This is a genomic window from Paenibacillus sp. sgz302115 (assembly GCF_056120445.1).
In genome coordinates this window covers 39,735-61,363 of sequence record NZ_JBVYOK010000019.1, presented here as the reverse complement: position 1 = coordinate 61,363, position 21,629 = coordinate 39,735, and the positions used below count along the sequence as shown (strand labels likewise).

Below are 21,629 nucleotides of genomic sequence, written 5' to 3'. Positions count from 1 at the left end.
TTTCCAAGGGATTCTAATGTACAGAGTGCAGTAGATTGAGTTTTTCGAATGATTTATGGGTCATCTGCTGCAGAGTTGCAATAGAATGCGAGTTCTGAGCTACCTACTTTCTTAAGTTCAAGTTATCTAGTTGGAAAAAGGGAACTTATTTCTCTCTAAAATCAACCATTGTGAGTTTTAAGTGGAAAAAGGAAACTTAATTTGGGTTATATTCCTTCATCAAGAGCGAAATGAGCTGAATTAGTTAACCTTTTTCCACTTCACCTGCGGAGAATAGGGTGCTCGAGCAAATTAGTGATCCTTTTTCCACTTGGAATTACCAAAGGATTCATAAAGGGTCCTCCAGGCAACGCAAAACTGAAATCTAAAGCGGCTACGTTGTCCATGAAGGTCGGCGTAGCCGTTTTGTGCTGTGTAGTAATGTTTTGGGAACTACCGCCAATCAGTATTGGCGGCTGTAGTCAACCAAATTGCGCGAAGGGACTCCCGTTTGCAGGTATGACTGCATATTTTCTGTGAAAATATCAACCAGCCTGTCTGCGTAACGGTCCGTTGCCCCGGCGCAGTGGGGGGTGATGATTACCTGTTCCATTCCCCACAGCGGGTGCTCCTTAGGAAGCGGCTCGGTCTCGAACACATCGAGGCCCGCACCTGCCAAATGTCCGCTGTTCAGGGCTGCCATCAAATCCTCTGTATGGGTTGTGGCCCCGCGGCCAATATTAATATAATACGAGCCTTGCTTGCATGCAGAGAAGATCCCCGCATCGAAAATTTGCCGCGTCTCATCGGTGAGCGGCAGAGTGTTGATAATGAAATCCCCCTGGCCTACGGCATCCGCCAGCAGTGCAGTTGTGTAGACCTTGTCGAAACCTTCGACCGGTCTGCCGGAACGGCTTACACCGATGGTTTCCATCCGGAAGGCTTTGGCGATTCTTGCCGTTTCAGCGGCGATGGCCCCGGTTCCGGCAATGACGGCGGTTTTGCCGGTCAGCTCGCTCTCGCTGCCGTCTGAATGCCAATGGCAGTTCTGCTGGTTGCGCACAGCGGTATGCAGGTTACGGGTGAACATCAGCATGAAGCCGAAAATAACAGCCGCAATCGGCTCGGCGTGGACGCCGCTGGCATTAGTCAGCAGGATGCCCTTCTTCTCCAGGCCTTCAAGCGGAAGCTTCTCGATTCCGGCCGACCAGGACTGCAGCCAGCGCAGCGGCGACTCCGGCTTCAGCAGTGTGTCGCTGATTCCTTTGGCCCAGCCAATAACTATTTCCGCTTCGGCTAGCAGCCTCAAATCAGGAGACTTGGCATTTGCCAAAGAAAGGGTATAACCTGGAGCGGCGGCACAGATCAGCTCCTGCTGCCGGGATGTAAGAGTATGCAGACAAACAATAGATTTCGTCATGAGGATCCCCTCCCGTTATACTATTAGTAGAGCTGGTTATATAAGCTGAAACAAAAAACTACAAAAAGGCAGAAGTGATGGAGGAGAAGTTTGGATACTTACGGAGCGTAAGCGTCTGGAAGTCCAAACATTCTCCACAGTCACGATTTAAGCCAATTTGGAAAATCCAATTCAGTTCTTATACCTGTATAAGATTAAGGATAACAAATCTGCCTGGAAAGGTGAAATTGCAATGGAACGTACCCTGCCTGGTTCTGACATCGAACGGCTGTTTATTGCGGTCAAGCTGCCTGCAAGGCTATGCGAATTGCTGCGGAATGAATGCGCTGCATTGTCCTCAGAGCTGAAGTTTGCAAAATGGACACATTTTGCGGATTATCATATTACGCTGCAGTTTCTTGGAGACACACCCAAACCGAAGATTCCCGCACTCCTTGAAGCTTTGAGGAAGGTATCTGCGGCTGGTTCTCCGTTTCAGTTGCAGCTTGCGCAGTGGGGAGTCTTTGGCCGTCCTGAAGCCCCAAGAGTGCTGTGGGCGGGCGTTTCCGGAGAATTGGAGAAGCTGAACAGCCTTCAGCGGAGCGTGGTTTCCTCGACCCGCCCACTAGGATTTACTCCCGAAGCGAGGGCGTACAACCCCCATCTTACACTAGCCCGGAAATATCGGGATAAGCGTCCCTTTAGCATGGAAATACTGGAATCTTTATCCTCCAAGAGGGTGTCAAAGGATGCTGAATCAGGGGAGCTGGACTGGACGGTGGACGGTTTTTTGGTGTATGCTACCAGGATGCATGCCATTCCTATGTATGAAATGATCGAAAAATTTACATTTTTCAGATGAAAATCGACAATTAAGTTTTCAAAGCTTCCATTTTCGGTTACATATTATAGGAATGTGCCGTAAAACAGGAGGTAAATAATGGTAATTTTTAAACAAAACCGCTGCATTGCGCTGCTCGTTGGCGTTATTCTAGTGTGTTTTTCTTCGATAAGCTTGCTGGGCAACGAAGAAATCGTAAAAGGGAAAAATTCGGCTCGAACAGATAAATTTCAGTCCAGCGGCCAAGCAGCAGCCGCCTTACTTATTCCCGTTTCAACACCGAAATCCTCACAGAGGAGCAGCAATAATACATTTAGGCCCATGCTCTACACCACAGCCGCCGATCTGGGACAAGCCCAGAAATTCCGGCAACCCGTGGAATGGATCAGTCCGGATAACCTGAAGCCGAAGGGCACAGCATCCCATACTGATATTCTCCGGCGGAAGGCCGCTGTGGTGAAGACAAGCCCGCCCGTTGCGCAGCAAGCGCTCAAACAGGCGGAGGCCAAGGGGAGCCAGACCGTAAATAATAAAAACACGGCAATTCAGCAACATCCCCCCACAAAATTGTTCTTCTCCCGGACAAAGCTACTAAGCCAGGCGCAACGAAGTCAAGCCACCTGGAGCTACGCTGTATCCGAAGAAGACCTGCTACTGCTGCGAAAAATCGTTATGGCAGAAGCAGAGGGTGAACCGTACCAGGGCAAGGTGGCAGTCGCCAACGTTGTTCTGAACCGGCTACGGTCAGCCAATTTTCCCGACACCATTCATGATGTGATTTATCAAAAAAGACAATTCAGTCCTGTTGCTAACGGGCGTCTTAACCGTGTGAAGCCAAATGCGGATTGTATTAGAGCTGTAAATGCCGCACTCTCCGGAATAAAGGCGGTTACCGATGATACGTATTATTTCCTGTCGCTGAAGCTTGCCCAGGACCTTACCGTGCATCATTCCCAGAAGTACGCCAAAACTATCGGCAATCATACTTTTTATAAGTAAAGCAGCGGGTTAACTATATAAGTTGAACTTTAGATTTTCATATTAGGGTACTGGTCGTAACTGCGGGGAATGTTTGGACTTCCGGCCGCTGTTGTCTGCAGATTTCTTCAATTGTACCGCTGTTCGCGGTTGAAATCCGCAGACAAAGGCGGACGCTGACGCTCCTCCAGTTCCAAACTTCCCCTCCGCACTCTTACCTTTTTTATGATTTATTTTAAGTTCAACTTATATAGCAGCAAGGCTGCACCATTATGTGCACGCAAAACAAAGGGTGTCCTAAGGCCATTTATCATGGCTTTGGACACCCTTTGCTTAAATATGAGAATTTAGGGAGTGACATACACAGCCTCTTCATTCCGGGCCTGGGCAGCAGCGCGTGCGCCGCGCAGCTCTGCTGCTGTCCCGCCCGCCGGCTTGCCCAGCAGCTCCAGTATGGTTGAAGCGCAGTGGCTCGGCTGCTGCCGCTCCGGCGCGAGCCGCCGTCTGCGCAGCTCTTCAAGACTGGTGTACTCCCGAAGCAGCATCGAGAACCATTTGTTCACTACATCTGAATCCAGCTCTTCGGCCAGACCCAGCTCCACAAAATATTGGCAGTTCTTCTCCTCCTGGCCGGGAATGGCGCTGTAAAAAAGCATCGGGATGCCTTTGGCCTGGCCTTCCGTGCAGGTCATCCCGCCGGGCTTCGTAATGAGCAGATCGGAGGCATCCATCAGCTTGTTGATTTCACTGGTGTACCCGAGGATCTTCACGTTGGGATGGTTCAGCAGCGGATTGCTCCGCATTTTGGCAACTAGCTTGTCATTACTGCCCATGCAGAAGATCAACTGGATTTCATCCATCCGGGCCGTGAGCGAGTTCATGACATCCTCACCGAACATCAGGCCCCAGCCGCCGCCCATAATAAGCACCGTAGGAATGTTGGCGAGTCCGAGCTCCTTGCGGAGCATCGTTTTATTCGAACGCTCCCAGAATTTCGGATGCACCGGAATGCCGGTGACCATAACCTGCTCGGGACAGATTCCCCGTCCGGTCAGAATGGACTTCACACGGGATGTAGATACGAGGTAGCGGTTGACCTCGGCATTGACCCAGCTTCCGTGCGCGTCATAATCCGTAATCAGCGTGTAGAGCGGTACATCCAGCCCTTGCTGCTTCAATCTGGAAATAACGGCAGCAGGAATTGGATGCGTACAAATAATCAAATCGGGCTTAAGCTGCTCAATAACCTGTGAGGCATGTGTATAAAAAATCCGGTGAAGCGCCATCTTGGTCAACCGGTTCAGTGATTTGTGATATTGTGTCTTATACATCATCCCGACCAGCTTCGGCTGGCTGCTGACTGTTTTGCGGTAAGCTGAAAGAATCCAGGGAGCAACCGTAGGATTAAGGAACTTCCCCAGCTCAATGACCCGGCACTGCACATCCGGACTGAGCCGCTTTATACCTTCGGCCAGAGCATAGGCTGCCCCTGTATGGCCCGTACCGAAGCCTTCCGAAAACAGCAGTACTCTTTTCTTTCGCATAAGTTCACCTGCTACTTTCCTTCATAGGATCAATCTTCTTTTACTATTATACTAAGGAACTTGCTTCTTTTCTCACATTATACAAATAAGACGTAAATAGAAAGTTAAAACACTGCAAAAAGAAAAAAATAAAGATTTCTCCCAAGTATTGCAAACGGAGTGGCAACGTGTTAAAGTGAGTTGTGACCAAATGACCGGAATAGTAAAATGGTCAATGAGCGGTGGTAACGATATTTCCGGAAGAAAGGGAGTGTAAAGGTGGCTGTGGTGGATCGAAGGCAACAGGTGCTTCAGGCCGCGACCAAGTCATTTTCATTATTCGGCTACAAAGCAACAACAATGGATCAGGTCGCCAAGATTGCAAATGTCGGCAAAGGAACGATCTACACCTTTTTCGCAAATAAGGAACAGTTGTTTGATGAGATCCTGCGTGAAGTCATGATGGATATAAAGTCTATCGCCGAGCGTGAGATCAAGCGGGACCGGCCTTTTTTTGATAATCTGCGCCGTGTTCTTGATGCCGTGCTGGAATTTCGCAGTGAACATGAGCTGTTCGTCAAGTTGTCCCAGGAAAGCCGTGATTTCGGAACCCCGCAGGCTAATGAAGGTCTCGATAAGCTTGAGAATGTGATCCTCGAATATTTGCAGCGGGAGGTGGAGTATGCGATAGATCATGGTGAGGTTAAGCCCTGCGACTCCAAGATAGTATCGCTGGTGATGTTCAGACTGTATATCGTGCTGACAGCCGAGCTCAACAGAGTGCATGTGCCTTTGACGAAAGAACAAATCACAAGCTATTTCCATTTGTTTCTGGCCGAAGGGCTCGCGCAATAGCGTAATAAGGTTTTGATGGTTGGCGATAGCCTCACACGACTCCGGCAGGAGTTTTTCTTTGCTCTCGATTGACTACTTGGGGAAAATAGTCACCTGGTATTACGCAAAGTTTCACAAAACTAGCATTTGTAAGATTTATAGCATTTTAAAGAGAGCATATGATCTAAAGGAGAGAACCAGAATGAAATCTTTATCCGTATTTGCCAAGGACCTGGGCGCAGCGTTCAAGAATCCCAAGGTACTGATTCCGATGTTTGTCGTCCTGTTCATTCCGGTGCTGTACAGCGGATTGTTCTTGAAGGCATTCTGGGACCCGTATGGCAAAATGAATGAGCTGCCGGTCGCCGTTGTTAATGAAGACAAAGGTGCCGACTATGAAGGCAAGAGCCTTACTGCCGGGAACGATCTGGTAGAGGAGCTTAAGAAGACCGACGGGTTCAAATGGAATTTCGTGACCCGTGCACAGGCGGAAGCCGGTCTGAAAGACGAAACTTATTATATGGCTATCGTGGTTCCGGAGGATTTCTCCGCTAATGCAACCACAGTGCTGGATGAAAATCCGCAGCCGGCCAAAATCATCTACGAGCCAAACGAAGGCTACAACTTCCTGGCTGGTCAGATCGGCGGTACTGCCGTAAAAGATATCAAGACTAAAGTATCTGCCAAAATTACCGAAGCTTATACCAACTCTGTTCTTGACAAAATCACTGAAATCTCCAGCGGCCTTGGCGAAGCGGGAGACGGTGCCCACAAAATTGCGGACGGTGCCACTAAGCTGGACGACGGCGCGCTTAAGCTGAAGGATAACCTGGTTGTGCTGACTGAAGGCACTGGCAAGCTCCTGGACGGCGCAGCGCCGCTTACAGAAGGTGTGACAGCTCTGAACAATGGTGCTGCAGCACTCAAGACCGGCAGCAGCAAGCTTGCCGGAGGACTTGAACAACTGTCCGCGGCGCACAAGCAGCTCCAGGACGGCGTAGCGAAGACAGCAGACGGCAGCAAACAGCTGAATGCCGGTCTGCAAAAGACAGCTGCCGGTGCGGCTGCACTGCAAGCCGGTACGAAGTCTGCTGTAGACGGAACTACCAAGCTGCAAGCTGGTACGCAGTCCGTTGTGGACGGCAGCGCGAAGCTGGCTGCGGGATTGACATCTTCCGAAGACGGCAGCGCGAAGCTGGAAGCCGGACTGAAGGCTTCGAAGGACGGCAGCGCCAAGATTAGCGCGGGAGCCAAAGCGGTAGCCGATGGCCTGCAGCAGCTGGCCAAATCGAATCCGCAACTGGCAGCAAGCCCTGATGTACAGAAGCTGATTGCAGCAAGCACCTCAGTTGCCCAAGGCATTGCGCAACTGGATCAAAGCCAGCAGCAGCTTCTCGACGGCGCCTCTGCGCTGCACAGCGGTCAGACACAACTGGTTCAGGGTGCGAACCAACTGCACGATGGATCACAGCAACTCGATGCCGGTGTAACCCAGCTGCATGACGGCGCGCAGAAGCTGAATGCAGGCAGCACGCAGCTTCTGGCAGGACAGCAGCAGCTGCTCGCTGGAGCCGGATCGCTGGAAAGCGGCGGCAGCAAGCTTGCCGCAGGCATGAAGCAGTTCGGCGCGAAGCTGGATGAAGCTGCGGCAGGCGGCGCGAAGCTGGCCGATGGCGGTAAATCGCTGGAAGCAGGAACCACTAAGCTGCTGGCCGGTGCAGGCAAGCTCAGCAGCGGTCTCAGCTCTGTAGCGGATGGTTCGAAGAAGCTGAGCGATGGAGCAGGTAAGCTGAAGGATGGCCTGGATGACCTGAAGGCCGGCTCCGGCGAGCTGGCATCGAAGCTCGGCGATGCCGCTTCGAAGACCAGCTCCGTGAAGAAGACCGATGCCCTTGCATCAATGTTCGCCCAGCCAGTACAGATTGATGAGAAAGAATACACTACAGTACCTAACTATGGTACAGGTTTTGCACCATACTTCCTGTCTCTTGGCTTGTTCGTAGGCGCACTTATCTGCACCATCGTTATTCCAATGCGCGATTCTGAAGTGATTGGGGCCAGCCGCTTCAACCGCTTCGTCAGCCGTACCCTTACATTCTCGATGATGAGTATGTTCCAGGCTCTGATGGCTGTACTTATTGTGCTTTACGGTCTTGGACTGAATGTAGAGAACGTACCATTGTTCTACGCCTTTACCTTCATTACAGGCCTTGCCTTCATGTGGATGATTCAGGCTATCGTTACCTGGATGGATCAGCCGGGACGGTTCGTGGTTATCGTTATTCTGATCTTCCAATTGACTACAAGCGCAGGAACCTTCCCGCTTGAGCTGATTCCGAGCTGGATGAAATTCTTCAACCCGCTGCTGCCTATGACTTACAGTGTCAGAGGCTTCAAGGCAGTGATTTCCACCGGTGAAATCGGCACAATGTGGACTGATGCCGGAACGCTGGCTGTTTACGGAATTGTCTTCCTGGCCTTGACCTTCACATACTTCATGACCCGTGAACGGGGCAGTCAGGTAGAAATGAAGAGTGAACAGGCTTTGAGTTTATAATTGAACGTTATTCAATATTCATAGGAATAACAAAAAGAACGCTCCTTTTCCGGGGCGTTCTTTTTGTTATCTTATTCAGCGATAATTCAGGACGGAACGTACCATGATTGTGTCAGGAAAATGAATGAAGCGTTTTCATTGAATAAGCGCTTATTCGTTATTTGTGCATATTTATACATAACAAAGATTTTTTACGCTTTTATTCGCTAAAGCTGTGCCGCAAAAGCATTTGTTAATCAAGCTCATAAAAAAGTTTAAATTGCGCTCATGTCAGGTCGATGATAAAATGATATAACCAATCTGCCTTGAATATTTATTAAGAATTTGCACTGAAAATTTTTCCTGGAAATTCGTTTACTTTATAATAGAAAGGTTGCGTACGATGAGACACACTGAACTGCCCGTTAAACAGGGCCTGTATGATCCCCAGTTCGAAAAGGATGCCTGCGGAATGGGGTTTGTCGCCCATATCAAAGGCAAGCCGTCCCATGATATTGTAAGTAACGCTTTGACCATGCTCATCAACATGGAGCATCGGGGAGGCCAGGGAAGCGAACCAAACTCGGGTGACGGAGCCGGCATCATGCTGCAGATTCCGCACCGTTTCTTTGCCGGTGAAGCCAGCAGGCTTGGCTTTGAGCTGCCGGAGCAGGGACATTATGGCGTGGGCATGATCTTTTTGTCTCACAACGAGGAGATCCGTAACCGCCATGAATCGCTCCTCAGCGAGATTATCGCCGAGGAAGGCCAGCAGGTGCTTGGCTACCGCGATGTGCCTACCTTTGACGAAATGCTGGGCAAGACGGCCAAAGCGGCCAAGCCTTATGTCCGTCAGGTGTTCATCGGACGTTCCGAAGGCATCAAGGATGAAATGGCCTTTGAACGCAAGCTGTATATCATCCGCAAACGCGCCGAACTGGCGATCCGCTACGGCGGCGCTGAAGAGGGCGAATCCTTCTATGTGCCAAGCATGTCCTGTCGAAAGATCGTATACAAAGGCATGCTGACAACTGCACAGGTGGGACAGTTCTACCTTGAATTGCAGAACGAAGAGCTGGAATCGGCCATCGCACTTCTCCACTCCCGGTTCAGTACCAACACGTTCCCAAGCTGGGAGCGTGCGCACCCGTACCGCTTCATGATCCACAACGGTGAAATCAATACGCTGCGGGGAAATGTGAACTGGATGCACGCGCGCCAGTCGCTGTTCAAGAGTGAAGTGTTCGGAGAGGATCTGAGCAAGATCAAGCCGGTTGTGAATCCGGACGGCTCCGACACCGCGATGTTCGACAATACCTTCGAATTCCTGTACCTCAGCGGACGTTCTCTGCCGCATGTGGCTATGATGATGGTTCCTGAGCCTTGGAGCAACCATGACAGCATGGACGAGAAGAAGAAAGCTTTCTATGAATACCACAGCACTCTGATGGAGCCGTGGGACGGACCAGCCGCAATGGGCTTTACTGACGGTGTCCAGATTGGCGCGATTCTTGACCGTAACGGACTGCGTCCTGCGCGTTATTATGTAACCAAAGATGATCTGATTATTTTGTCCTCCGAGGCAGGCGTGCTTGATATTCCTGCGGAGAATGTTCTCTATAAAGACCGCCTGAGACCGGGCCGCATGCTGCTGGTGGATACGAAGCAGGGCCGGATCATTTCCGACGAAGAGGTCAAAGCCGCCATTGCTTCCGAGCAGCCTTACCGTGATTGGCTGGATGAGCATCTGATCGGCCTGGATCAGCTTCCCGATGCGCCGGAGCTTCCGAATCCGAAGCATGACAATGTGCAGCAGCTTCAGCAGTCCTTCGGCTATACCTTTGAGGATCTGCGCAAGGTGCTGGAGCCAATGGCTTCCACCGGTGCTGAAGCTGTAGGCTCGATGGGCTATGACGCTCCGCTTGCGGTGCTGTCGGACCGTCCGCAGCGTCTGTACAACTACTTTAAACAAATGTTCGCCCAGGTAACGAATCCGCCGATTGATGCTATCCGTGAAGAACTGGTTACATCTACGGCAACGACGATTGGACCTGAACGCAACCTGCTCAAGCCAGAGCCTGAGAGCTGCCGGCAGATCTCGCTGGATTCCCCGATTCTGTCGAATGAGGATTTCGCCAAGATCCGCCACATCCGCCGTGCAGGCTTCAAGTCGATGTCGCTTCCGATTCTGTTCCCGGCTGAGCTTGGAACTGAAGGGCTGCGCATTGCGCTTGAACGCATGAACGAAGCGGCTGACCGTGTCATGGCTAAGGGACATAACATTCTTATCCTGTCCGACCGTGGCGTAGACCGCGAGAATGCGGCAATTCCGGCGCTGCTCGCCGTGTCCAGCCTGCATCACCATTTGATTCGTTCGGGAACCCGGACCAAGGTCAGCATTTTGTTGGAATCCGGCGAACCGCGTGAGGTTCATCATTATGCGCTGCTGCTTGGCTATGGCGTGAGTGCAGTCAATCCGTATCTGGCTTTCGAAAGTCTGGATGACATGATCGGCCAAGGGCTGCTGCGCGGCATCTCGCATGAGAAGGCCGTGAAGAATTATATTAAAGCTGCGACAAAGAGCGTAGTTAAAATACTGTCCAAAATGGGCATCTCGACAATCCAATCCTACCGCGGCGCACAGATCTTCGAAGCTGTCGGTCTGAACTCGGAATTCGTGGACCGTTACTTTACCTGGACGCCTTCCCGCATTGGCGGCATCGGCCTTGAGGAAGTGGCGGCGGAAGCTCTTGCTCACCATAACCGTGCCTTCACCGACAAAGACGGCAACGACAAAGTGCTGGATTCCGGCGGTGAATATCAATGGCGCAGCGACGGGGAAGAGCATCTGTTCAACCCGCAGACTATTCATCTGCTTCAGCAATCGGTGCGGAGCGGAGATTATGGAATGTACAAGAAGTATGCAGCGCTTGTTCAGGGCGAAAGCGAGAAGAAACAGACATTGCGCTCCTTGCTGCAGTTCAAACCGTTCAATCAGCCGATTCCACTGGAAGAGGTTGAGCCGGCTGCATCCATCATGAAACGCTTCAAGACTGGAGCTATGTCCTTCGGCTCGATCAGCAAGGAAGCCCATGAGACACTGGCTATCGCCATGAACCGCATTGGCGGCAAGAGCAACACCGGGGAAGGCGGCGAAGATCCGGCGCGGTTTACTCCGGACAGCAACGGCGATTCCCGCCGCAGTGCGATTAAGCAGGTAGCATCTGGACGTTTCGGGGTTACCTCGAACTATCTGGTGAATGCCGACGAAATTCAGATCAAGATGGCGCAGGGAGCCAAGCCGGGTGAAGGCGGACAGCTTCCGGGCCGCAAGGTGTATCCTTGGGTAGCCGAAGTGCGCGGCTCCACAGCCGGTGTGGGTCTGATCTCGCCGCCGCCGCATCATGATATTTACTCTATCGAGGATTTGGCAGAGCTGATCTATGATCTGAAGAACGCCAATCCGCGTGCGAATATTAACGTTAAGCTCGTATCTGAAGTCGGTGTCGGAACCATCGCCGCAGGTGTTGCCAAAGGCCGTGCCGACATCATCCTGGTCAGCGGTTACGATGGCGGTACCGGTGCATCGCCGATGAACTCCATCCGCCATGCCGGTCTGCCATGGGAGCTTGGGCTGGCTGAAACGCATCAGACGCTGATGCTGAACAATCTGCGTGACCGTGTTGTACTGGAAACAGATGGCAAAATGCTCAGCGGCCGCGACTTGGCTGTTGCCGTATTACTGGGCGCTGAAGAATACGGATTTGCCACTGCGCCGCTTGTAGCCGTAGGCTGCATTATGATGCGGGTATGTCAAATGGATACCTGTCCGGTTGGCGTAGCGACACAGAACCCGGAGCTGCGCAAGAACTTTGCGGGTGATCCGCAGCATGTCGTTAACTTTATGACCTTTGTGGCGGAGGATCTGCGGGAAATCATGGCAGAGCTTGGCTTCCGCACCATTCAAGAAATGGTTGGCCGCACCGATTGTCTGGATGCTGTCAGAGCTTCGAGCCACTGGAAGAAGAAAGGCGTGGATCTCAGCAGCCTGCTGCATACTCCGGCAATGCCGGAAGGAAGCACACGCTTCAACAGCCAGAGACAGAATCATGGCCTGGAAGAAACACTGGATGTTTCGAAACTGCTGGAGCTTGCTGCACCGGCACTGGAATCCGGTAAGGTGGTTGAAGCTTCTCTGCCGATCACGAACGTCAACCGTGCGGTTGGAACCATTCTGGGCAGCGAGCTGACACGCAAGTATGGTGCGGCAGGTCTGCCGGATGATACGATCCGCCTGCATTTCACCGGTTCAGCCGGACAGAGCTTGGGTGCGTTCGTACCGAAGGGGATTACGATCACCGTCGAAGGCGACTCCAATGACTATGTCGGCAAAGGGCTGTCCGGCGGCAAGCTGATTATCAAGCCGTCAGGGAAGGCAACCTTTGCCGCCGAGGATAATATCATCATCGGGAACACGGCGTTCTACGGTGCTACCAGCGGTGAAGCTTATATCAGTGGTATTGCCGGCGAGCGGTTCGCCGTCCGCAACTCGGGTGCGAATGTTGTTGTTGAAGGCGTGGGCGACCACGGCTGTGAGTATATGACCGGCGGCCGTGTGGTGGTGCTTGGCGCAACCGGACGCAACTTTGCGGCAGGTATGTCGGGCGGTATTGCCTACGTATACGATCCGGATAATTCGTTCATCAAACGCTGCAATCTGGAAATGGTTCTTCTGGAGCGCGTGGAAGAGGCAGAGGAAATTGCCGAGCTGAAGGGTATGATCACCCGTCATGCAGAGCTTACGGACAGCAACGCCGGAAGAAGCGTTCTCGAAGCCTGGGAAGATGCTCTGCCGAAGTTCGTCCGTGTCATTCCGAAGGATTACAAACGGATGATGGAGCAGATCCGCAAGGTTGAGCAGACCGGTCTCACCGGTGATGCCGCCCTGATGGCTGCGTTCGAAGCAAATATGCGCGAGCTTGCCCGTGTCGGCGGCTAACTAGCAAATTTCAATACACAAAGGGACAACATCCCCTCCTTACCGGAGGGAGGTTGTCCCTTTTACTATTGCTGCATTTTTTCCCGGTTTTCAGGAAAAAGGAAAGTTGTGGTAAACTAATAAAAGTGATCTGAAGTTTTATGGAGCCAGATGAGGTGTAAGTAATGGAGGGGAAGTTTGGAACTGGAGGAGCGGTAGCGACCGCCTTTGTCTGCGGATTTCAACCGCTAAGTGCGGTATAAATCAAGAAATCTGCAGACAACAGCGGCCGGAAGTCCAAACATTCCCCGCAATTACGGCTAATCACCGAACGGAGAACTTGGATCTTCAGGCACTTTTACATGAAAGGAAGTGAGACAATGCCGAACACGGCAGAAGCGGTAACGCCCGTAGCAAGCCTCAGGGGGGTTACCAAAAAAATCGGCGCAAAAACGCTGGTTAGCGACTTGACGCTGGATATTCCGGCGGGGCAAATCTTCGGATTTCTCGGACCGAATGGTGCAGGTAAAACAACCACCATCCGTATGATGGTGGGGCTGATCTCCATCAGCCAGGGCGATATTCTGATCTGTGGCCGCAGCATTAAAGACCATTTTGAAGAAGCGATTGGGAGCATTGGAGCCATTGTAGAGAATCCGGAGATGTACAAGTTCCTGACCGGGTACCAGAATTTGCTTCAGTATGCGCGTATGGTACCGGGTGTGACCAAGCAGCGGATTCAAGAGGTAGTGGAGCTGGTTGGGCTGGGGCAGCGGATTCATGACAAAGTAAAGACCTACTCGCTCGGGATGCGCCAGCGGCTGGGTGTGGCCCAGGCACTGCTGCACCGTCCGAAGCTGCTGATTCTGGATGAGCCCACTAACGGGCTTGATCCTCAGGGGATCCGCGAGCTGCGCGACTATTTGCGCCGGCTGTGTCAGGAGGAAGGAACCACAGTGTTCGTCTCCAGCCATTTGCTGTCCGAGATGGAGCTGATGTGTGACAGTGTGGCGATCATCCAGAATGGCAAGCTGATCGACGTGAAGCAGCTCAAAGCGGTAGGCGCTGAAGTGCTGCCGACCGGTGAGACACTGTTCGAGGTCAGTGATCCTGCGGCTGCGCTTGCACTGCTTGGGACCGGGGTGCTGAGTGACGGCGGGTTTGCGGTCGCAGCGGACCGTGAGGAAATAGCCGAGCTGAATGCAAAACTCGTTGCAGGCGGAATCAAGGTTTACGGCATCAAAGCGCTGTCCCGGTCGCTGGAGGATCAATTCTTGGAAATCACCGGAGGTGAAGGCATTGGGTAATTTCGCTGCTCTCATACATAATGAGAATGTCAAAATCTACAGCCGGGTACGCACATGGGTTATGCTGATCATTTTGGCAGTCATGAGTGCGCTGTTCCCTGTACTGTTTTATTATACCAGTGGTGATACGTCAACGGCGGAGCTGTGGAGCAGCTTTCAAATGACCGTTAGCATCGCATTTTTTCTGAACACCATTTTTACCGTTGTTATTGCCTCCGACTCCGTAGCGGGCGAATTTTCTTGGGGAACGATCAAGCTGCTGCTGATCCGCCCTTGGAGCCGCTCCAAAATACTGCTGTCGAAATACATTTCCTTGCTACTCTTCAGCCTGCTGAGCACTGCTGTGCTGATTGTTTTCGGTTATGTGTCTGCGCTTATTTTTTCCACTACACCCGGGACAGATGCGTCCATGGTAGCGGCATGGAGCCCGGCAAAATATACTTTTCTGAGCATTCTTTGCAGCTATATTGAGCTGTTTCTGACGGCTGCAATTGCCTTCATGGTCTCCAGCGTTTTCCGTGCAAGCGGACTTGCGATCGGGCTGTCGCTGTTCATTATGTTTGCCAAAGATATCTTTGTCGCCATCTTCAGCCCGGAGCGGTATGAGTGGGCCAAATATCTCATTTTTCCCCACATGAATTTGGGTGGTTATCTGTTAACGGACAAAGGGCCGGGCGGGGTTAGCCTCGGGTTCGCCATTGCCGTGCTGGCAGTCTATTACCTGCTGTTCATGCTGGTGTCCTGGTACGTATTCCGTAAAAGAGATGTCGCAGCGTAAACACGGCAGCAGCAGTTAGCCTGCTTCCAGGGTGCTCTCTGCCTTGGAGCCGCGTTTGCCTGTCTTGTCCTTATTATCGCTTACCTGAAGTCCGCCTGCATGTTCCATGGCGGGCTCTTCAGTCATGGCTACAGAGCCGTTCAGCACACTGCCTTCCATGATGCTCAGGGAACCGGCCAGAATGTTGCCATGCAGTTGTCCGGTTCCTGTCATGATAAGTCTGCGGTCCGCAGTGACATCACCGTAGACCTTACCGGCGATAATGATCTCCTGCGCCTTGATGGTGGAGCGGACTGCTCCCTGTTCACCTACAGTCACTGTGCCCCGGCAGTGAATTTCCCCGCTGAAATTACCTTCAATCCGCAGATTGGTGTCGCAATTCACTTTACCCTCCAGCGTGCCGCCATGCCCGATCAATGAGTCGGTAGACTTGACAGATGTTTGGTGTTTGTTTTTATTCCACATGATACAATCCCCCTTTTTAAGTATTAGTTCCATTCCTGAGTGTGGCCTTTACGGCTCCACATACCCCAATGGATTCACCGGCTTGTTCCCTTTGACTACCTGAAAATGAAGATGAGGGCCTGTGCTGCGCCCGGTATTGCCGAGCTGGCCGATTTGCTGCCCTTTGCGTACCTCCTGTCCGGGAGAGACGAGTATGGCGTTCAAATGCATGTACCAGGTCTCAAGACCGTTATCATGCTTAACGATGATGTATTTGCCTCTTGCGCCCATTTGCTCGGCAGCGGTTATAACGCCGTCCATGGCGGCGTATACAGGATCTCCGATATTGCCGGCAATATCAATGCCGGAGTGGTAGGCCGATACGCCTTTGAAGGGATCGGAGCGGTAGCCAAAGCTGGAGGTGATCACTTTCGAGTAGGTAGGCCAGAGAACGGCCGGGGCCAGCCGGGCTTTTTCTGCCAGCACTTTTTTGGCCTGGAGCTTGGCCTCGGCGGTGTTCGCTTTGATGGCTTTTGTAATTGTCGATGAGATGCTGTTCATCATTTCCTCAAGCATGCTGCGGATTTCCTCATAGTCATCCTTTGTTTCCCGCACCAGCTCCAGCGGATCATTCTGATAGACCGCGATGTATTCTCCGCCAACCTGCGGAGAGACTGTGCTGCCCAGTGCCGCGTTAATCGCACCTAAGCGGAAGTTCACAGCAGACAGCGGGGAAGCGGGAGCGGGCGCTGCTGCAAAGACTGGACCGCTTGCGTCCTGTGAGTCTGCTGCCCCGGATGACACGGCTGTCTGTACAATTGCTGAGGCCTCGGACAGCTTATTTGCAGAGGTTTTGGCGCCGGAGGCAGAGGTTTTCGCTTTGCCGGAGGAAGTGGAGCCGTTTTGTTTATCAATCAATGACTGCAACTGCTGCTCAAGCTCGCTAACACTTTTCAGCTTGTCTCTGATGCTGTCGGCCTCCTCTGAAAGCTCGGTTACCTGGCTGCGAAGCTGCAGCAAGGCCTGATCCTTGTCGGCAACCTTCATTTCCATGCGGAGATTGCTCAGGGAGAGTGCGGCTGCTTCGGCTTCAAGCTCGGAAATGGACCGGGAGGCATGAAAATGCATAGAGGTGACCAGACTGGAGATAGAAAGGGCAGCTGCGGCCGGCAGAGCCAGGGCGAGCGGCTTGGATAGCTGAAGCTGTCTGACCGGACGCCCGGCCTCGCGGACGACGAGCAGTGTAATCCGGTTATGATCGGGCTGTTTCTTCATAGCTTCTCCTTCCTGCGGCTTGCGCAGCCGCCTTTGTGTTAATTCCAGCTTGATTGTTCCTTAGGCTCATCCGAATCGTCCTATTACTCTATGTATTCCACGTCTGTGACGAACATGACAACGGTTTGCTTGAATATAAAGGGAGAGTAATGGCGAAATCCGGACATTTCATTATCTATAAACCTTCAGGGGAGGCGTCGGCATGAAAATACTCGTGCTTGTTCTATGCTTATTTATTCTACAGATCGCGGCAATCGTGCTGCTTGAATTCCGCCGTCCGCAACGGGCGCTGGCCTGGGTATTTGTCACCTTTTGCTTCCCGCCCTTAGGGCTGCTGTTCTATTATTTCTTCGGCCGGGACTATTGGCAGAACCGCAAGCTGGGCAAAAGATGCCTCTCGTTGTTCCGGGAGATTCGTACCCATGTCACGGGTAAAATTCATATTGTGAAAAATGCGGATGAGAGCGGAAATCCGCAATTTGCGGATAATAAAGAGCTGCTGTATCTGCTCTCACGGCTGTCGGAGAGCCCGATTACCGGCCGTAACCGGAGCCGGGTGCTGTCCAGCGGCCGGGAAGCTTTTGACGATATGCTGGAAGCGATGGAAGCCGCGCGTGAGCATATCCATATGGAGTTTTATATTTTCCGTGATGATGAGATAGGGAAGCAATTTCAAGAGGTTATGATCCGCAAGGCCCGCCAGGGAGTCAAGGTGCGTCTGCTCTGCGATGGCCTTGGCAGCCATAAGCTCGGCCGCAGCTTCATTCGTACGCTGAAAATTAACGGCGTGGAGGTCCATTTCTTCCTGCCTCCGCTGACCTCACTGCTGAACCGCCGCTTCAATTACCGCAACCACCGCAAAATCCTGGTTGTCGACGGACTGATCGGGTTCACCGGGGGCATGAATGTGGGCGATGACTATCTGGGTAAAGATCCGAAGCTGGGGTACTGGCGGGACACCCATCTGCGTCTGGAGGGAGATGCCGTCTATAATCTGCAGTATGTTTTCATGAAAGACTGGCGGCTCGCGGCAGGGGAGGGCATGAGCCATCCCCGTTTCTTCCCCGCGCATCATTGCACGGAGCGGGAATCTGTATTGGTAGTTGCAAGCGGGCCGGATGGAGCGCTGGATGCCTCGCAGGAGATGTATTTTGCGGCAATCGTTGCGGCGAAGCGGCGGATCTGGATCACATCGCCGTATTTTATTCCTGATCCCGCTATTTGCCGTGCGCTGAAGAACGCTGTGCTGAGCGGGGTGGATGTGAGAATCATCATTCCGGCCAAGCCGGACAACTGGCTGGTGTATTCAGTCTCATTGTCGTACTTAGAGAACCTGCAGGATGCCGGCGTGAAATTTTACCGCTATACCGCAGGATTCATGCATGCCAAGGTCATGATTATCGACGGGCTGATGGCTACGGTGGGGAGTGCCAACCTGGATATGCGCAGCTTCTACTCCAACTTTGAGCTGACGGCGGTGCTGCTCCGTCCGGAGCAGATATCCGGGCTTGCAGACGGCTTCGAGCAGGACCTGAAGCAAAGTGAGTTTATTGATCCGATTAAGTTCAAGGAGCGGGGGAGATATGTCAAATTGATTCAAAGCCTTTGTAAGCTTTTATCGCCGCTTTTATGACGAGAAATCCGATGTTTGCATTGTTTTTCGAAGGCTCTAACATGTTCCAGCCTTTTTAAAGCTCTTTTTATGATATAATGAAGGTGTGGAAGAAACTATACTTTTTATAGGGGGAGTTCTATTGACTGTAAGCCAGCAAATTTTTTCGGGCGAGGGACAGAATAAACCTCAGAAATCTGAAGCTTTTAAGAGGGCCAGATTAATCCAGAGGTTCGTTATGGTTGTGCTCGGAGCAGCGTTGATGTCTGTTGCACTGGAAATTTTCCTCGTCCCCAATCAATTGATTGACGGCGGAATCACCGGTATCTCCATCATGCTTTATCACATTTTCAACATTCCTCTTGGTATCTTGTTGACCTTGCTTAACCTCCCGTTTCTCGTGATCGGCTATAAGCAGATCGGTAAAACCTTTGCTTTATCCACTTTATTTGCTGTAGTTCTTATGTCCATTGGCACTCAACTGCTGCATCCTGTAGCCCCGCTAACAGGTGAACCGCTGCTTGCCGCAGTGTTCGGGGGCGTCATTCTCGGTGTCGGCGTAGGTTTGGTTGTACGATATGGAGGATCGCTGGACGGAACGGAAATTGTCGCTATCCTGATTGCCAAGAAGCTTCCGTTCTCTGTAGGCGAGGTAGTGATGTTCTTCAACGTGTTTATTCTTACCGGCGCAGGTTTTGTATTCGGCTGGAACAATGCCATGTTCTCATTGATCGCTTATTACATTGCTTTCAAAATGATTGATATTACGCTTGAGGGTCTCGATCAATCGAAATCAGTATGGATTATCAGCGACAAATACCGTGATATCGGAGAAGCGCTGACGGAGCGTCTTGGACGCGGTGTTACTTATCTGGATGGAGAAGGCGGCTTTTCCGGGGAGAACAAAAAAGTTATTTTTGTGGTCATTACCCGTCTGGAGGAAGCAAAGCTTAAATCCATTGTTGAAGACTGGGATTCCGACGCATTTATCGCAATCGGCAATATCCATGATGTTAAAGGCGGACGCTTTAAGAAAAAATCAATCCATTAGCCGCACCCGCAGGAAAGGTGCGCTCACCGAAGGAAGGTATATTTACGAACGACAGAGTAATCAATTCGGCGTCCTCAGCACATTTCGCCGTATTCTTATATATAATACCTTCCGTCCATAAAGTGGACGCCTGATAAGCCCGCAGCCTGAATAGGCATTTGCGGGCTTATTGCTTTTTGCGGAAGCGGAAAGGAGTCAAGGCAGTCTGGAGAGGATGGCTTCCACCGGCTGCGGCGGCACCTTGGCAATGAGGTCGCCCATGCGGCCCAGGCGCTGTTCAATATTCAGCAGGTGAAAATCGGCGGGCGAGACGTTATGCTCAACTTCTTCCCACAGAAGCGGAGTGGACACGGTTGCCAGCGGCCGGGCGCGCGGTGTATAGGGCGCCGCCAATGTTTTGCCGCCATAGTGCTGGAGGTAGTCGAAGTAGATTTTATCTCCCCTGTTCTTCTTCAGCCGCTCCAGGGTGAACAGGTCGGGGCGCTTCTCGGTCACATACCGGCCGACCAGGTGGCCGATCTTGCGCAGGCCGTCAAAGGTGACACCCGGACGGACAGGAACAATAATTTGCACACCGGTAGCGCCCGATGTCTTCGGCACAGAGGCCAGTCCCAGCGATTTCAGCACCCCGCCGACAACGGCGGCTGCTTCCATAATGCGCGGCTCGACCTCCATAGACGGGTCCAGATCAATCATCCATTCGCATGGCAGCTCACTTCCGGCATAATGCAGGGAAGGATGAAATTCCAGCGCCGCGAGATTGCCCAGCCAGAGCAGCTCCGGCAAGCCCTGCAGCAGAATGTAGGTAATGCCCTCATTCGTTGCCGTGCGAACGAAGTCCGGGAGCGGCTCCGGCGCATTTTTTTGATAAAAGGACATGCCGGGAACGCCGTGCGGGTAGCGGATCACCGTCAGGAGCCGGTCGCGGCAGTAACGCAGCAGATAAGGGGAGAGTGCGGCCAGCTTTTGCAGATATATCCGTTTGGTGATGCCGCGTTCGGGCCATAGCAGCTTCTCCGGGTTCGTTATGGTGATCTCTTGTCCTTCTACGGTGATGGAGCCTTTGATGGTCTGAGGCATACGGTATTCTCCTTTATCTGGTCAATAGTACATTCGCTCTTATCCCTAATCACAACGGCTTGGATACTTGGATGGCGAAGAGTCCCCCCATGAGTTAGCTCAAGGTATTCGACTTTAACGGTAAGCTTGGGCTCAACCCAGACCGCTGTTTTTGACCGTTCCGGTTCATTGATGAAGGGCCTTCCGGGTATTTGTGTTTTTTTTGCATGCTCAGTTATGGCTGCCCAGTCTTTCTGGGTTAACTTGCCGGCACCTGCGTGGCCGATGTATACCAAATCTTTATTTTCTGCATAAAGCCCCAGCAGCAAAGAGTTAACGATTGTATCTCTAAAGGTTACTCCCCCCACAACTGCGATCAGATCATTTATCACCTTGTGTTTTTTCCAGCGCCCATCCTTGCCATTAAGACTATACGTACTGGAAAGATCCTTATAGATTACCCCCTCCATCCTATATTGTTTCATCATGCTGAAAAGGACTGCTCCATCGTGAAAATTTTGTACAATTTGTACGTTGTTTCGGGCAGTGATTACGGATTCAAGCAACTGTTGTCTGTAAAATAAGGGCCGATCCGTGACCCATTCGCCGTTGTACAACAAAATATCAAAAATCATAAAGGTAATAGGGACTTGATTTATGGATTGTCTAATTCTCTGCTGCTGCCTCAGGCTGTCTCTTCTCATGACTTCATGGAATGAAGGCTTGCCGTGTTCAAAAGCTATGATTTCACCGTCCAGAATGACAGAACCAGCGCTGCAAAATGACCCGATATCCTGAAACTCCGGGTATTGGCTCGTCCGCTCGTTCATTTTTCGATTAAACAGCTTTACTTCATTGCCGTCATAATAGAGCAGCATTCTTACACCGTCCCATTTTACCTGTGTGATCCAATTGTCGCCTGCAGGTGTAGTAGATGTGCTTATGGGCTCAAACGGAAAAATGGGCTTTAGTTGCAGGTCCGCTTTTATCATTGAGTAATCTCCCTGATGTATTTTTGCTTTGCTATGTATAAGG

Annotated in this window: 15 protein-coding genes; 9 read left to right on the top strand and 6 right to left on the bottom strand. The window is 51.7% G+C overall.

Annotated elements, in window-relative coordinates; translation table 11 throughout:
- Positions 1–442: 442 nt before the first annotated feature.
- Positions 443–1,399, bottom strand: coding sequence for a D-2-hydroxyacid dehydrogenase (locus AC0LWN_RS25920; protein ID WP_474670493.1), 957 nt, complete (start codon positions 1,397–1,399; stop codon positions 443–445).
- Between the two features lie 232 nt (positions 1,400–1,631).
- Between AC0LWN_RS25920 and thpR the strand changes: the two genes are divergently transcribed.
- Complete coding sequence (thpR, locus tag AC0LWN_RS25915; protein ID WP_474670491.1) at positions 1,632–2,240, top strand: RNA 2',3'-cyclic phosphodiesterase; 609 nt, start codon at positions 1,632–1,634, stop codon at positions 2,238–2,240.
- Between the two features lie 78 nt (positions 2,241–2,318).
- On the top strand, positions 2,319–3,218 hold the full coding sequence (locus AC0LWN_RS25910) for a cell wall hydrolase (RefSeq protein WP_474670489.1): 900 nt from the start codon (positions 2,319–2,321) through the stop codon (positions 3,216–3,218).
- A gap of 326 nt (positions 3,219–3,544) precedes the next feature.
- On the opposite strand, the gene AC0LWN_RS25905 is transcribed toward AC0LWN_RS25910, so the two are convergent.
- Positions 3,545–4,741 carry an MGDG synthase family glycosyltransferase gene (locus AC0LWN_RS25905; protein WP_474670487.1) on the bottom strand — a complete coding sequence of 399 codons (1,197 nt, stop codon included), beginning with the start codon at positions 4,739–4,741 and terminating at the stop codon, positions 3,545–3,547.
- Positions 4,742–4,999: 258 nt separating this feature from the next.
- Between AC0LWN_RS25905 and AC0LWN_RS25900 the strand changes: the two genes are divergently transcribed.
- The 5 genes from AC0LWN_RS25900 to AC0LWN_RS25880 all read left to right on the top strand — a co-directional run bounded on the left by AC0LWN_RS25900 (position 5,000) and on the right by AC0LWN_RS25880 (position 15,153).
- A complete protein-coding gene (locus AC0LWN_RS25900) occupies positions 5,000–5,575 on the top strand; it encodes a TetR/AcrR family transcriptional regulator (RefSeq protein ID WP_458966131.1) in 576 nt (191 codons plus the stop codon).
- 181 nt (positions 5,576–5,756) lie between these two features.
- Positions 5,757–8,111 (top strand): YhgE/Pip family protein, encoded by a 2,355-nt coding sequence (locus AC0LWN_RS25895; RefSeq protein WP_474670485.1) that lies wholly within the window; start codon positions 5,757–5,759, stop codon positions 8,109–8,111.
- A gap of 382 nt (positions 8,112–8,493) precedes the next feature.
- Entirely contained in the window at positions 8,494–13,089 is a 4,596-nt protein-coding gene (gltB, locus tag AC0LWN_RS25890) for a glutamate synthase large subunit (protein ID WP_474670483.1), read from the top strand.
- Between the two features lie 359 nt (positions 13,090–13,448).
- Positions 13,449–14,375: an ABC transporter ATP-binding protein gene (locus tag AC0LWN_RS25885; RefSeq protein ID WP_474670481.1), complete on the top strand. Its 927-nt coding sequence runs from the start codon at positions 13,449–13,451 to the stop codon at positions 14,373–14,375.
- Entirely contained in the window at positions 14,368–15,153 is a 786-nt protein-coding gene (locus AC0LWN_RS25880; protein ID WP_474670479.1) for an ABC transporter permease, read from the top strand. Before AC0LWN_RS25885 ends, AC0LWN_RS25880 begins: the two co-directional genes overlap by 8 nt.
- 15 nt (positions 15,154–15,168) lie before the next feature.
- Here AC0LWN_RS25880 and AC0LWN_RS25875 read toward each other — a convergent pair whose 3' ends face one another.
- Both AC0LWN_RS25875 and AC0LWN_RS25870 read right to left on the bottom strand, forming a co-directional pair.
- Positions 15,169–15,618, bottom strand: a complete 450-nt coding sequence (locus AC0LWN_RS25875) for a bactofilin family protein (protein WP_474670477.1) — start codon at positions 15,616–15,618, stop codon at positions 15,169–15,171.
- 48 nt (positions 15,619–15,666) lie between these two features.
- Positions 15,667–16,872, bottom strand: coding sequence for a peptidoglycan DD-metalloendopeptidase family protein (locus AC0LWN_RS25870; RefSeq protein ID WP_474670475.1), 1,206 nt, complete (start codon positions 16,870–16,872; stop codon positions 15,667–15,669).
- A 202-nt stretch (positions 16,873–17,074) separates the two neighbouring features.
- Here AC0LWN_RS25870 and cls point away from each other — a divergent pair, with 202 nt between their 5' ends.
- Both cls and AC0LWN_RS25860 read left to right on the top strand, forming a co-directional pair.
- A complete protein-coding gene (cls, locus tag AC0LWN_RS25865; RefSeq protein ID WP_474670473.1) occupies positions 17,075–18,505 on the top strand; it encodes a cardiolipin synthase in 1,431 nt (476 codons plus the stop codon).
- A gap of 202 nt (positions 18,506–18,707) precedes the next feature.
- Positions 18,708–19,535 carry a YitT family protein gene (locus AC0LWN_RS25860; protein ID WP_474670561.1) on the top strand — a complete coding sequence of 276 codons (828 nt, stop codon included), beginning with the start codon at positions 18,708–18,710 and terminating at the stop codon, positions 19,533–19,535.
- A 195-nt stretch (positions 19,536–19,730) separates the two neighbouring features.
- On the opposite strand, the gene ligD is transcribed toward AC0LWN_RS25860, so the two are convergent.
- Positions 19,731–20,615: a non-homologous end-joining DNA ligase gene (gene ligD, locus AC0LWN_RS25855; protein ID WP_474670471.1), complete on the bottom strand. Its 885-nt coding sequence runs from the start codon at positions 20,613–20,615 to the stop codon at positions 19,731–19,733.
- Positions 20,582–21,586: an ATP-dependent DNA ligase gene (locus tag AC0LWN_RS25850; protein ID WP_474670469.1), complete on the bottom strand. Its 1,005-nt coding sequence runs from the start codon at positions 21,584–21,586 to the stop codon at positions 20,582–20,584. Before AC0LWN_RS25850 ends, ligD begins: the two co-directional genes overlap by 34 nt.
- Between the last annotated feature and the right edge of the window lie 43 nt (positions 21,587–21,629).